A 13,810-nucleotide genomic window follows, 5' to 3' on the forward strand; every position below is an offset into this window, starting at 1 on the left:
AAAAGGGAGCAAGTAGGGCGTTTCCCTCCTTCTACTCCCTTTAATCATTAGGCTGTTTTTTCAACCTTTAAGATTTTTACATCATAGCTACCCACAGGTGTTTCAACAGTTGCTGTATCACCTGTTTTCTTACCAATCAAGGCTTGTCCAATCGGACTTTCATTTGAAACCTTACCTGCAAAGGCATCCGCACCTGCTGAACCTACGATAATATAAACTTCTTCTTCGTCCTCACCAATTTCTTGGATAGTAACTGTTTTACCAATCGCTACTTCGTCTTGGGCAACTGAGTCGCTATTGACGATTTCAGCATAGCGGATTTTTGTTTCCAAGCTAGAGATTTGTCCTTCGACAAAGGCTTGTTCATCCTTAGCCGCTTCATACTCACTATTTTCAGAAAGGTCACCGTATGAACGAGCAATCTTAATGCGTTCTACCACTTCTGGGCGGCGGACCAATTTCAATTCTTCTAATTCTTTTTCAAGTTTTTCCTTTTCCTCAAGGGTCATAGGATATGTTTTTTCTGCCATTTTTCTCAACTTTCTTTCGATAGTATTGAATCTCTATCTGAGATTCTCATGTTTGTTGTCTTAGTTTGAACTACTATTTTGAGTAAGCTTGCTATTGACGTGTTCAGCTACATTGCGATCATGTTCTTCCTGATTAGCTGCGTAATAGACTTTTCCATCTGTAACATTGGCTACAAAGTAGAGGTTCTCACTCTTGGTTTGGTTGATACTTGCTTCAATCGCGTCCTGACTTGGACTATCCACTGGACCAGGCATCAAACCAGATTTTGTATAAACATTGTATGGTGAATTAATTGATGTATCAATTCCAGCATCGTCTGCTAGGCTAATATTTTGACCGAGTTTGCCTTGGGCATACAAGATTGCAATATTACTTTGAAGGGGCATACCAAGGTTCAAGCGATTGTAGAAAACACCTGCAATCAACTTACGGTCTTCAGTCTTAGCACCTTCTTTTTCTACGAGTGAAGCAATAGTTAGTAATTCATTGACTGTCAAGTTTTTAGACTTAATTGCACTATAGTGCGGAGTCAAGGTCTTATCCATAGCTGCCAACATCTCATCAATTAAGCTTTCAATAGTTGTGCTTTCTTTGATAGAGTATGTCGCTGGGAAAAGATAACCCTCCAAACGGTAACGAGCTCCACTTTCTTTTGTCGGTAAGCTTTCGAGTAGGTTTGGATATTTAGCAACTTCTTGACTGATAAAGTTGTCATCTTGAACTTTAGCCAAGAAAGCATCCGCAGTTAAAGGCTCTTTAAATTCACCTTTTAATTGACCTACAGCTTGGGCGATTTGCTCAATTGTATATCCCTCTGGAATAGTCAAATCTGCAAGTGACGGTTCTTGAGGTTCAGCTGTACCACCTTTTTGTAGTTCCTTGATGATATCCTCTGTACTCATGCTCTTTTGCAAATTGTAATATCCAGCCTTCAAATCTGAATAATTCTTATATTTTGCATAGAAAGCAAAAATCACTCCATGTTTAATCACACCAGAATGTTCAAGAGTTGATCCAATCTCTTGGACATTGGCTCCTTCTGGGATTTGAACCGTTACATATTCCTTAGAATTCACGTCCACAGGTAATAAAGATGATTGAACATACTGGTAACCGAAGTAACCACCTGCCGAAATCAAGGCAAGGAAAATCAATAGAGAAATGAAGAAGGCTTTCAAATGTGATTTTTTCTTCTTAACAGGTTTAACCGTCTCACGACGACTACGACGTGGAGTTTCAGACATCCCTTCTACAACTTTCTTTTCCACTACTGGTTTTGAAGCAGGAACTTCTCTTTTCATCTCTCTCTGACCTTCTGTCTTATAAGAAACAGCTACCCTCGTTGGGATTTCATTAAATTCCTTTTCTACTTTTCTAGGAATAACAGGTTCTGGTCTTGGTACACTCTCATCTACTGGTGAAGCAGGAACTTCTTGACTTGGATGACTAGGAACTGCTGGAGCATCTTGACTTGGGTGGGTAGGCACGGTAGGAGCTTTTCTCATAATCTCCTCTACAGCTGATAGAGAATCTTCCATTAGCTCTTCTATCGACTGGTCATTTTTAGAAGAAAGTTGGGGTTTTATTGAAGCTAAATTAACTTCCTCCTGATCTTCTTCAGATTTTTTGACACGTTCTAAATCACGTAAAATCTGCTCTTTAAAGCTTAATTTTTCGTCTTCTCTTGGCTTTTCACTCAAAAGTTTATCCTCCTCGTTGACAATCCATAATATTATATCTTAAAAACGAAAGAAAAGCAACCTAGCATGCTTTTCTAGCTTATTTTTTAGCTTCCCAGACCATATCATACCAGGTTTCTCCTGCAAAGGTTGACTGGGACAAGCCTTCGTTGACAAATCCATGCTTTTCATAGTAGGCAATGAGATAGTCATGACAGGTTAGGTTAATACCTTCTCTTTCGTGTTCAAGAGCCAGTCCTTTCAAGGCTGTTAGTAATTTCTGACCCAGTCCTATGCCCTGCGCCTCCTTGGTAATGGAAAGACAGGTTACAGAGATATAACCACCAGGCTCATGACTATAATCTTCTATCTCTTCTGTAAAAGACTGATCCCGCAAATGGCGGTGTGGTCCAACTGGACCTTCTATATACCCCATGATTCTGCCCTCTTTTTCTGCAACCAGAAACGAGGTCTGAATTTCTCGCAAATGTGCTTCAAAAACAGAGCGAGGAATGGCTTCTTCAGCAGAAAAATTTTCTAGTTCAATCTCAACAATACGATCTAAATCTTCTAATCTTGCTTTCCTGATTTTCATTGTGCCTCCAGATAAAAAGGATTAAACCAAATCATACTAAAACCTTGACTAGCTGCATAAAACGCAGTTGCTTCTTCTTCATCAATAAAACCATTCATTTCAAAATAGGAAAGTAGCTCATCAGGACTCTTCAAACGAATCCCTTTGTAATCCTGCTCAACAGCCACCTCTTTTAAAGCCGCAAGAAGAAGCGTTCCCAAGCCCTGTCTCTGATGATCAGTATCAATGACTAAAGAATGTACTTCTAGACATTGCGGATTGTGTGGGTAAGGACCACCTAGAACATAGCCCAGAAGCTGATTTTCATCCCTAGCTAGAAGAAAGGTATCCGCAGACTTACGGATACTTTCTTCTAAAATATGGGAAGTCAGCTGCTTTTCAGCTGGAAAAGATGAGGTCTGCAGTGCCTCTATCTCAACTAAATCCGACTTACTTGCCTGAATAATCTTAATTGGAATTTCCATGGGAAAATCCTATTGAACATTGCTTGTCAAGTTAGACAAGAGTCGCTCAAATGAGTATTCATAGGTTTGGATGTCTCCTGCACCCATAAAGACATAAACAGCATTATCATGGTCTAGGAGTGGCGAAACATTTTCAACAGTAATAACTTGGTGTTTTTTGTTGATTTTATTGGCTAGGTCTTCTACCTTAACATCGCCATGATCCACTTCACGAGCAGATCCATAAATTTGTGCTAGATAAACAGCATCCGCTTGGTTCAAAGCGTGGGCAAATTCGTCTAATAAGGCAATAGTTCTAGTAAAGGTATGAGGTTGGAAGACTGCTACGATTTCCTTGCTTGGGTATTTCTGACGAGCCGCATCCAAGGTCGCAATAATTTCTGTTGGATGGTGGGCAAAGTCATCAATAATCACTGTGTCATTAACAATTTTCTCAGTGAAACGACGCTTAACACCTGCAAATGTTTTCAAGTGTTCACGCACCAAGTTCAAATCAAATCCTGCTGTGTAAAGAAGACCAATAACGGCTGTCGCATTCATAATATTGTGACGACCAAAGGTTGGAATATGGAATTGACCCAACTCTTGTCCACGGAAATGAACTGTGAAGGTTGAACCAGTTGTTGAACGAAGAAGATCGCTAGCTACAAAGTCATTACCTTCTGCTTTAAAACCATAGTAATAAATTGGTGCATCAGACGTAATTTTACGCAACTCTGCATCTTCACCATAGACAAAAAGACCCTTGGTAATTTGTTTAGCATAGTCGTTAAAGGCATTGAAAACATCCTCTAGACTTGTGAAATAGTCTGGATGGTCAAAGTCAATATTGGTAATAATAGAGTATTCTGGATGGTAAGGCATGAAGTGACGCTCATATTCGTCAGATTCAAAGACAAAATATTTGGCATTGGCTGAACCACGCCCTGTCCCATCTCCGATTAAGAAGCTAGTATCTGTGATATGAGACAAGACATGAGACAACATACCTGTCGTTGAAGTTTTTCCATGCGCTCCAGCTACTCCCATGCTAACAAAGTCGCGCATAAAGCTACCTAGGAACTCATGGTAACGTTTGTAGCTGATGCCATTTTGGTCCGCATAAGCAATTTCGACGTTGTTATCTGGACGAAAGGCATTCCCAGCGATAATTTCCATATCACCGTCTAGATTCTTTTCATCAAAAGGCAGAATGGTAATTCCTGCCTGCTCTAGACCACGTTGAGTAAAGTAGTACTTTTCAACATCTGATCCCTGTACCTTATGTCCCATTTGGTGCAACATCAAGGCCAATGCACTCATCCCTGATCCCTTAATTCCGATAAAATGATATGTCTTTGACATGTTTCCTCCCCTATTCTGTAATTCTAGTCAGATTCAACTCTTGGGCAACCTGACGTTCTTGTTCTTTTTGTTGATTCTTTTTATTGTAGATTTGGCTCTTCTTCAGAAAATCATAGTTATTTTTCTTTGGAGCAGGTGCTGCTACCTCTTCATTCTTGGTAGAGATAGATTTCACTTCTTCCGCTAAGATGTAATGAGACTGGGTCAATTTTTGACTATATTTGACAAATTCACCAGGATTTTCCTTTTGGAAAGGCGCGGTAGGTTGATTGCCCTGCCTAACCAAACTTGGCTGAGAATGGCGTCTTGTAGGAGTAATATCCTTAGTCAGATAACTTGCCGAGCGTTTCTTTTTCAAATCTGCACGCGCTTCTTCACGCGCTACCTCCGCATAGCTCTTTCCTTCTTTTTTAACCCCTAACCCAGCCTTCTTAGGTTTCTCTACTTGCTTTTCAATCGGTTTGACTGGTGTTTCTTCAGCAATAGGAGCCCATTCTAAATAATTTTTATCTCGATACTCACCCTTGATATTACTGATCAGATCAGACTCATCATACAAGTTCATGACTGGCATTTCAGTCAACATGACCTCGTCATCTGACACCAATGGAAATCGTTCTTGTTTCATTTTCTATTTCCTTTCAACACTTCATTATAGCGTATTGTCTTGATTTTTCAAGTGCTGGCTTCAGAAATTCCCAAAATTTCTCTAATTTCTGCTAGGGTCAGACTGCCACGTGACTCTGTTCCATCCAATACTTGTGACACCAGATGTTTCTTTTGTTCTTGGAGTTCCTGAATTTTTTCTTCAATGGTTCCCCTGGTCACTAAGCGATAAACCTCAACCATTTCTTCCTGCCCCATCCGATGGGCACGGCCAATAGCTTGCGCTTCCACCGCAGGATTCCACCAAAGGTCAACCAAGATAACCGTATCAGCACCTGTCAGATTCAGACCGACACCACCAGCTTTGAGGGAAATCAGAAAGGCATCTCTTTCCCCTTGGTTAAAGGCCTTGGTCATGTCTTGTCTTTCCTTGGCTGGGGTTGAGCCCGTAATTTTAAAGGATGTCATACCCAAGTCTGGTAGTTCTTGTTCAATTTTTTCCAACATTCCCTTGAACTGCGAGAAAATCAAGACTCGGTGTCCACCGTCTGCCACCTGGACCAGCAGGTCTCGAAGACTATCCAGTTTGCCACTGGCTCCCTGATAATCTTCCATAAAGAGGGCAGGGGTGTCACAGATTTGGCGCAAGCGCATCAGACCAGACAAGATTTCCACACGACTTCGTTGGAATTCCTGGTCTGAAACTTGAACCAGACGGTCCCTCATCTGTTGCAACTGGGCTAAATAGATAGCCTTTTGCTGGTCTTCCAGTTCATTCTTATAAACTACTTCAATCAAATCTGGCAATTCAGTCAGAACTTCTTCTTTCTTACGTCGCATCACGAAAGGCTTGATAAACTGAGCCACTCGCTCTGCTGGCAATTTCATAAATTCTTTCTTGCTTGGCAAAAGTCCTGGCATGACTATCTGGAAAATAGACCACAACTCACCCAGATGGTTTTCAATAGGAGTCCCTGATAAGGCAAAAACTGACGGCACCACAAATTGTCTCAAGGTCTGGGCAATCTTAGTCTGGGCATTTTTCATGACCTGAGCCTCATCTAAGAAAAGGAAGTCAAAGGTCATGCCTTGATAAAGATTGCTATCTTGTCTAAAGGTAGCATAGCTCGTCACATAGATTTGATGGCTCTCGGCAAGAATCTCTTCACGACTAGCTTTCAAGCCATGAACAACAGCCACATCCAACTGCGGGGCAAATTTCTGAAACTCATCTGCCCAGTTGTAAATCAAACCTGACGGAGCGAGAATCAAAACCCGACTTTCTTTTGTCACTTGACTGGTCAAAAAAGCAATGGTCTGCAGGGTTTTCCCCAATCCCATATCATCAGCTAAAATCCCACCAAAACCATAATGATGGAGCATCTGCAGCCAGCCGATTCCCTTTTCCTGATAATCTCGCAAGTCAGCCTGAACCTGAGTTGCTTGTCTAGGAAAGTCCTCTGGATGCGTCAAATCCTGAGCCAGATTCTGGAATTCCTGTGAAAAAGAAACACGGTCTCGCCCTTCAAAAAGATGAGCTAAACTGTAGGCCAAGGATTTCCGAGCCTGCATGGCCCCATCTTTTAATTCAAACTGCCCCAATTCCTGTAAATTTTGGCGAATTTTCTTGGTTTCTTCATCAAAAAAGTAGACTTGATTGGAGGAATCAATGTAATAATCCTTGTTGGCAACCAAGGCCTGCATGGCTTGCTCAATTTCCTCCTGGGCAATATCTTGAAAATCAAACTGAATTTCCAAGAGACCTCCCTTGGAGGCAATCTGCACTTGAGGGCTTGCTAAACTATAAAGTTCTTCTAGCTTGTCTGATAGGTCAACATTCCCGAGTTTTTCAAAGACTGGAATGATTTCATGGAAGAAATGATAGACAGACTCCGCTTTTAAGGCCTGACGCCAAGATTGAAAATCTGCTTCAAAACCCGCTACCAAACAGGCTTGGAAAATTCTTTCTTCTACGTCAGAATCACTAGAAAATGGTAATTCTTCTAGTTCCTGTTTGCTAGATACCTTCCTGTCTCCATAATCAAACTGAATTTCTAAACGAATCCGATTGTCCTCTTCCCTATCAAAGTAAAAAGAGGACGCAAAGGATTTGATTTGTAGACGTTCTGGAGCTGAAACGGTGCCTATCTTGCTAAAAAGAGTTAAACAAGAAGCTAACTTATCTCGGTCACTGCTATCAAATTGCAGATATTTCTTTCCATGTTGATCCACAGACAGCGCTTTGATTTCCTTGAGAAGACGCATCTGCTGGTCTCTTAGAAAATAAACCTGTCCTTTATGAAACAACACAGATCCCTGATAAAAGACATTTACCCTTGGACTCTCACTGATTTCCATTTCAAAATAATCCGAATATTCTGTTACTGTAAAGGCAAAGAGATTGGCATCAGCATGCAAATCCTGAAAAAGCAGGGTCTGGTAGCTATCCACTTGGTGGTCAAATTGAAAATGGGGCAAGGTCATCAGTAAATTCACACCCTGCTCAAAAAAAGTCAGAGGAAAAAAGAGGTGCCGACCTTGGTTTTGGAAAAAGAGGTCTGGAACCAGTCCTTCCTCCACTAGTCCCCGCAAGAACATCAATAGTTCTTGGCTAGCCTCATCAAAGGTTTCCCAAGATAAGGATTCCTCATAGGTTTTCCCAATCATATAAGGCTTTCTCTGCTCGATAACTTTTAAAAAGAGTGGAATATCCCGAATGACATAGTATTTTTGACTATTAATTTGCCCGATTCTCAGGGTCCACAAGATATGATTGGTTCCTGCTTCCACCTGACCGACAGCCGACAACTCATAGGAGCGGTCTGATTTTGGACACAAGATTCGTTCTAAAAATTTGCCACCCAAGGTCACCTTGGTTTCAACAGCCTCTTTTTCTTCATGACCTTCTTCCAGCCCCTGCAAGATTCCCTGACCACGCTCATCATTTTTTAGAAAATGCTCTAGCGCTGCCAAATGAACACAGTAGCCCCTCTTTTGGAAAAAATCACAGGAACAAAAAACCAAATCATCCTCTAAACTATAGCGCAGTTCTTCTTCTGCAACACGAGCATAGAGCCGATTGTTCTTTTCCTTGATGATGTCAACCTTACCAGTTTTATAAAGGGCAACGCCTTCGATACGGACTTTCCCCGGAATCAATTTAGCCATATTCTTACCTGTACCTTATCCTTTTATTATACCATATTTTCACCTATGAAAATAGCCTTCCAAGAAGACTTTCTCCTAGAAGGCTGGATTTTTATAACGATTTTTAAAGTTTGGCAAAAGTATCCACAATCCGCTGACACACTTCTTGCAGCAGAGATTTAGGCATAGCTACATTGAGGCGGGCATGGAGACTTCCTTCCTCCCCAAAATCCAAACCACGGTTGAGGATAACCTTGGCTTCATTTCTCAAAAGCTCTTGCAATCTTTCATCAGTCAGGTCATAGGCTGAAAAATCAAGCCAAACCAAGTAGGTTCCTTGTGGTTTCATGACCTTGATTTTAGTCTCTTTTCCAAATAAATCCACCACATAATTGATGTGGTCTTCAAAGACTTGCTTGAGTTCCTCTAACCAATCTTTACCGTATCGATAGGCAGCTTCTGTCGCCAAATAACCCAAACCTGAAATTTCATGCTGATTATTAGCCAACTGGCGTTTCTGATAAGCCACTCTCAACTTAGGATTTTCAATGACGGCATAGGAATTTTTTGTCCCAGCGATGTTAAAGGTTTTAGTGGCACTGCTCAAGACGATAGCAAATTCTTTAAAGTCAGGGTTGATGGTATTGAAGGAATGATGCTTGTGACCAAAGAGGGCCAAATCTTGGTGAATCTCATCCGAAACCAAGAAAACACCGTGTTTCTGGCAGAGTTGGCCAATCTTTTCCAAGACTTCTTTTTCCCACACACGTCCACCAGGATTGTGAGGGTTGCAGAGAATGTAAAGTTTGACATCTTCTTCCACCAAATCCTTTTCAAGTTGATCAAAGTCAATCTCAAACAGACCATCCTTTTCCACCAAAGAATTAGTAATCAATCTGCGATTGTTCAGCTTGACACTGCGTGCAAAGGGTGGATAGACAGGTGTGTTAATCAAAACCGCCTCGCCTTCTTTTGTAAAGGCTTGAATAGCTGTTGAGATAGCTGGTACCACACCCTCGATAAAGACAAGAGCCTCTTTGTCAAAGTGGTAACCGTGTTGTGTGGCTTCCCACTTTTGAACTTCTTTAATTAACTCTTCACTGGCATAGGTATAGCCATAAACCAGTTGATCAGCGTAAGTCTGCACGGCTTGGCGGATTTCAGGCAAGACTACAAAGTCCATATCCGCTATCCAAGCTGGTAGGACTTCACTATCCGTTTCTGCTTCTTTCCATTTATAGGTATGGTGCCCTAAACGATTGGGCAGGCTTGTAAAATCATATTTTCCCATCTTTGTCTTATCCTTCCAAGGCTTGGCGCAAATCTGCAATTAAATCTCTAGCATCCTCAATCCCAATTGACAAACGCAAGAGGTCATCTGTCAAACCATAAGAATGGCGCACTTCTGCTGGAATATCAGCGTGAGTTTGAGTCGTTGGATAAGTAATAAGACTTTCTACCCCGCCCAAACTTTCCGCAAAAGAGAAGACCTTTAGGCTGTTCAAGATATGCGGAATGCGTGTTTCATCCGCTACCTTAAAGGAAATCATGCCCCCACGACCCGTATAGAGAACTTCCTTAACTGCTGGAGAATCCTTCAAAAATGCAACCACTTCTTGGGCATTGGCTGTTGAACGTTCCATACGAAGAGACAAGGTCTTGAGACCACGAATCAATTGATAACTATCAAATGGAGACAAGACTGCCCCTGTCGTATTGAGATTGTAGAAAAGCTTCTCGTATAGTTCTAAACTATTGGTCACAACCACTCCAGCCAAGACATCATTGTGCCCTGCTAGATACTTGGTTGCTGAATGGAGAACGATATCTGCTCCATCTTCAATCGGACGTTGGTAGATAGGGCTGTAGAAGGTATTGTCCACCACCACTTTGGCACCCTTAGCATGGGCCAATTTTGCTAGCTTTTCGATGTCAAATTCCAACATTAAAGGATTGGTTGGTGTTTCGATATAGAGAACATCCACGTCCTTCTCCAACTCGGCAATCAACTCTTCTTCTGTATTGGCATAGGTAAAATGGAAACGGCCTTCCTGCTCCACTTGATTAAACCAGCGGAAAGAACCTCCATAAAGGTCACGCACCGCCAAGACCTTACTTCCTACTGGAAAGACGCTAAAGGCCAGTACAATAGCTGACATTCCTGAGCTAGTAGCTAGGGCATAGTCTGCTGACTCAATAGCTGCCAAGACTTCCTCAGCCTTACTACGAGTTGGGTTTTTAGTGCGTGTATAGTCAAACCCAGTAGATCGACCAAACTCTGGATGCTGATAGGTCGTTGAAAAATGAAGCGGTGTCACCAATGCACCTGTCGCTTCATCTGACTTAATACCCGCCTGGGCCAAAATTGTGTTAATGTGTAATTCCTTGCTCATACAATTCCTCCAAATCTATAGTAACTATTGTACCACTTATTTTCATCAACTCATTTTCTTCTTTTCAAGAGCTAGTTATAGTTTCAAACTATATACTTATCAAGTAAAGCTAAAAAGAATCCAGAAAAGCTTCCAGATTCTTTTGTGAGGATGATAGCTAGGGTTTTATTTCGGCTGAAAGAAATCGTGTTGGGCTAAATAGTCATAATGGTCTTTATTAAATTGATACTGGCCCACACGCTGACTAATCTGACCGACATCCACGGAAAAAATATAGTCTTCATTTTGATAGTGCCAGTTCAGCCTAACTGTATTCAAGACTTTCTTATAAGTAAAATCTTTGACTTGATTCCATGGAATCTCTATGACTTGATTAGAACGATTTTCAATTACATCACTGATGTCCATCAAGTAGATACCCTTAGATGTGAATGCCAGAATCTTAGGATTCACACTCGACTGAACATAGTAACTACCTCCTATAATGAAAAAATCAATAAAAGATTTCAACCATGTCTTTTTCTTAAAGACCATCAGAAAATTCTTTTGTCCCTCGATATGACAAGTTGAGAGAAATGATGCAATCTGTTTTTCTGTTGCAAACTCCATAATAGCGCCCATGATATTACCTCCATAACTATTAGTAAATAGGCAAATAAGAACTCTTCACACAAAAGAAGAACTTATCAATTATTGCATTTTATCTTACTTTTATAGTAGATGGCATCCCTCCTATAAAATCAATTTAATCTATGTATGCTTCAACTAGCTATGAGAGCCCTTCCAAAATAGCTTCTCACAACTTTTATCATATTTATTATATCATAATTCTAATAAATAATCTAAAAGTGTAAGAACTTTTCTTCCAAATTTGTCGTCACTCTATAAAAAAACGACAGTTTCCTTCGAAACCATCGTTTTTCTTGAAAAATCCTTATTTGACATGTTTTGCCAATTCTTCTTGGGCTTTTTTATTAGAGTCTTCTTTTTCTTTCAACCATTTTTCTTTAGCTTTTTCAAATTCATCTTTTGTGACTGTCTTATCTTGTACTTTGAGGTATTTATAGGATTCGATACCTTTATTACCAGCTAATGAATATGGTTCTGAGAAAGGAACAGTTTTTCTCAATACTGGTGTTCCACCCTTAGAAACATTTGGAATTGCTAAAGCGCTATCTACCAACCAAGCTTGAATCTCAGCATATTTTTCATAGCGTTTTGCAAGATCTTGTTCCTTGTTAGCTTCTTCCAACATTTGAGTGTAGACATCCAGTCCAACAGCCTTGACCTTGTCATTGGCTTGACCTGGCTCTAAACCTAGATTTTGCATCAAACCACCAGAATTAACGTTAAAGACATCAAGGTAAGTTGAAGGATCTTGGTAATCAGGACCCCAACCACCGTTATATAGATCGTAATCTTTTTGAGCAGCAGTCTGAGCCAGATAGCTTGTACTATCATAGTCTTCAGTGGAGAGTTGTTGAATATCAATTACAACGTTATCTGCACCTAAGGCTGCTTCAATAGATTGTTTCATAGAATTTGCCTCTTGGACACCCTTTTTAGCAGCTTGGTCAACTGTCATGTCCAAGTGAATAGGGAATTGGACTCCTTTGGATTGGAGTTCTTTCTTAGCTTCAGCAAATTTAGCCTTGGCTTTTTCAGCATTGTAGTATGGATCTTGGGCATCCGCAAAGTTGATTCCTTGCCATTCTTTACCATAGTTGACCATCTTAGAGGCTACTACTTCACCAAAGTCTTTGCCATTGATACTTACGAAGTTTGGAGGAACGACTAGGTTACGCAAAATCTTAGTTGCACCATCCTCGCCTTGAGATTGAGCCCCGTAAGCTGTACGGTCATAGGCAAAGTTAATGGCTTGACGGAAGTTTTTATTCAGAACTGCTTCTTGAGTCGATTTCTTTTCAGCATCACTTGTCTTGGAAGTGAATTTATAAGACTTTCTATCTAGGTTAAAGTTTAAGAAGTAAGAAGTAGCATCTTGCAAGCTATAGATGATATTGTCCTTATTCTTTTCTTTAATTCCTTCAAAGCTTGAACTATTTGGATAAAGGCGAGCATAACTATAAGCTCCCTCGACAAAGTTACGAGCTAGTGCATCTTGGTCACTACCATCATAATAGGCCAATTTCACATCATCCACAAAGACATTTTTAGCATCCCAATAATTCGGATTTTTCTTGAATTCAATAACAGATTTTGAAACAAAGGATTTCATCAAGAAAGGTCCATTGTACAAAATACTAGATGGATCTACCTTCCCAAAATCATCCCCTTTTGATTTCAAGAAATCAGCATTGACTGGGAAGAGAATGGTTGAAGTTGTTTTTGAGTTCCAGTAAGATTCTGGTCGTGTCAAGGTATATTGAACCGTTTGGTCGTCAAGAGCCTTGACTCCGACAGTTGAAAAGTCGCTTGTTTTACCATTAATATAGTCATCCAAACCAGCAACGGACTCTTGCACTAAGTACAAGGCTTCGGATTTTTTATCTGCTGCATATTTCAAACCAGTTACAAAATCTTGGGCAGTTACAGGAGCATATTCATCTCCATCTGCAGTATACCATTTAGCATCTTTACGCAGTTTGTAGGTATAGGTCAAACCATCCTTGGATACACTCCAATCCTCTGCCAAGGATGGAATATAGTTTCCGTACTGGTCATTTTCCATGAGCCCATCTACCAAATTAACCACGATATCATTGGTTGTTGCACGGTTTTCCGCTAGATAGTTCAAACTTGATGGGTCACTTACGTAAACATAGTTATATGTTTTTGACGCCGTGCTAGAACTTCCACACGCGCTTAATAAAATACCTGCACTTAAAACGACACCTGCAAGTGCTGCATACTTGGCCTTAGACTTTTTCATCTCCAGAACCTCCTGATTTAAATATTTGTCTTATTATACAACTCGGATTTTAATTAGTCAATAGATTTTTTAAAAAAATTAAACCTTACATCTACAAACTATAGAAATTATTCTACAAAATAATAAAAAAGAGAATAATTTAAGCATTTCATGATAGA

General features: G+C 40.4%; 11 protein-coding genes. All 11 read right to left on the reverse strand.

Translation table 11 applies throughout. The features are described from left to right. Positions 1-47 precede the first annotated feature (47 nt). Positions 48-530, reverse strand: a complete 483-nt coding sequence (greA, locus tag GEZ84_RS07625; protein WP_000818769.1) for a transcription elongation factor GreA — start codon at positions 528-530, stop codon at positions 48-50. A gap of 60 nt (positions 531-590) precedes the next feature. Continuing rightward, positions 591-2,231 carry an endolytic transglycosylase MltG gene (mltG, locus tag GEZ84_RS07630; protein ID WP_153224087.1) on the reverse strand — a complete coding sequence of 547 codons (1,641 nt, stop codon included), beginning with the start codon at positions 2,229-2,231 and terminating at the stop codon, positions 591-593. Positions 2,232-2,310: 79 nt separating this feature from the next. Further along, positions 2,311-2,805, reverse strand: a complete 495-nt coding sequence (locus GEZ84_RS07635) for a GNAT family N-acetyltransferase (RefSeq protein WP_153224088.1) — start codon at positions 2,803-2,805, stop codon at positions 2,311-2,313. Further along, positions 2,802-3,269: a GNAT family N-acetyltransferase gene (locus tag GEZ84_RS07640; RefSeq protein ID WP_153224089.1), complete on the reverse strand. Its 468-nt coding sequence runs from the start codon at positions 3,267-3,269 to the stop codon at positions 2,802-2,804. Before GEZ84_RS07640 ends, GEZ84_RS07635 begins: the two co-directional genes overlap by 4 nt. Positions 3,270-3,278: 9 nt before the next feature. Beyond that, complete coding sequence (gene murC / locus GEZ84_RS07645; RefSeq protein ID WP_153224090.1) at positions 3,279-4,613, reverse strand: UDP-N-acetylmuramate--L-alanine ligase; 1,335 nt, start codon at positions 4,611-4,613, stop codon at positions 3,279-3,281. Positions 4,614-4,623: 10 nt separating this feature from the next. Beyond that, a complete protein-coding gene (locus GEZ84_RS07650; RefSeq protein WP_153224091.1) occupies positions 4,624-5,241 on the reverse strand; it encodes a cystathionine gamma-synthase in 618 nt (205 codons plus the stop codon). 47 nt (positions 5,242-5,288) lie between these two features. Further along, positions 5,289-8,387, reverse strand: coding sequence for a DEAD/DEAH box helicase (locus GEZ84_RS07655; protein ID WP_153224092.1), 3,099 nt, complete (start codon positions 8,385-8,387; stop codon positions 5,289-5,291). Positions 8,388-8,490: 103 nt separating this feature from the next. Beyond that, the gene (locus GEZ84_RS07660; RefSeq protein ID WP_153224093.1) at positions 8,491-9,657 is read right to left on the reverse strand and encodes a PatB family C-S lyase; all 1,167 of its coding nucleotides are present in this window, start codon (positions 9,655-9,657) and stop codon (positions 8,491-8,493) included. 7 nt (positions 9,658-9,664) lie between these two features. Then, a complete protein-coding gene (locus tag GEZ84_RS07665) occupies positions 9,665-10,759 on the reverse strand; it encodes a cystathionine gamma-synthase (protein WP_153224094.1) in 1,095 nt (364 codons plus the stop codon). Between the two features lie 165 nt (positions 10,760-10,924). Next, entirely contained in the window at positions 10,925-11,380 is a 456-nt protein-coding gene (locus GEZ84_RS07670) for a hypothetical protein (protein ID WP_153224095.1), read from the reverse strand. A 313-nt stretch (positions 11,381-11,693) separates the two neighbouring features. Then, positions 11,694-13,652, reverse strand: a complete 1,959-nt coding sequence (locus GEZ84_RS07675) for a peptide ABC transporter substrate-binding protein (protein ID WP_153224096.1) — start codon at positions 13,650-13,652, stop codon at positions 11,694-11,696. Positions 13,653-13,810 lie beyond the last annotated feature (158 nt).

The organism is Streptococcus mitis (assembly GCF_009496155.1).
Lineage (GTDB): Bacteria > Bacillota > Bacilli > Lactobacillales > Streptococcaceae > Streptococcus > Streptococcus mitis_BQ.

Excerpts from the sequence above, each read along its gene's own strand:
- greA (WP_000818769.1), bottom strand. The coding sequence starts at position 530 with ATGGCAGAAAAAACATATCCTATGACCCTTGAGGAAAAGGAAAAACTT.
- GEZ84_RS07635 (WP_153224088.1), bottom strand. The coding sequence starts at position 2,805 with ATGAAAATCAGGAAAGCAAGATTAGAAGATTTAGATCGTATTGTTGAG.
- GEZ84_RS07640 (WP_153224089.1), bottom strand. The coding sequence starts at position 3,269 with ATGGAAATTCCAATTAAGATTATTCAGGCAAGTAAGTCGGATTTAGTT.
- murC (WP_153224090.1), bottom strand. The coding sequence starts at position 4,613 with ATGTCAAAGACATATCATTTTATCGGAATTAAGGGATCAGGGATGAGT.
- GEZ84_RS07650 (WP_153224091.1), bottom strand. The coding sequence starts at position 5,241 with ATGAAACAAGAACGATTTCCATTGGTGTCAGATGACGAGGTCATGTTG.
- GEZ84_RS07655 (WP_153224092.1), bottom strand. The coding sequence starts at position 8,387 with ATGGCTAAATTGATTCCGGGGAAAGTCCGTATCGAAGGCGTTGCCCTT.
- GEZ84_RS07660 (WP_153224093.1), bottom strand. The coding sequence starts at position 9,657 with ATGGGAAAATATGATTTTACAAGCCTGCCCAATCGTTTAGGGCACCAT.
- GEZ84_RS07665 (WP_153224094.1), bottom strand. The coding sequence starts at position 10,759 with ATGAGCAAGGAATTACACATTAACACAATTTTGGCCCAGGCGGGTATT.
- GEZ84_RS07670 (WP_153224095.1), bottom strand. The coding sequence starts at position 11,380 with ATGGGCGCTATTATGGAGTTTGCAACAGAAAAACAGATTGCATCATTT.
- GEZ84_RS07675 (WP_153224096.1), bottom strand. The coding sequence starts at position 13,652 with ATGAAAAAGTCTAAGGCCAAGTATGCAGCACTTGCAGGTGTCGTTTTA.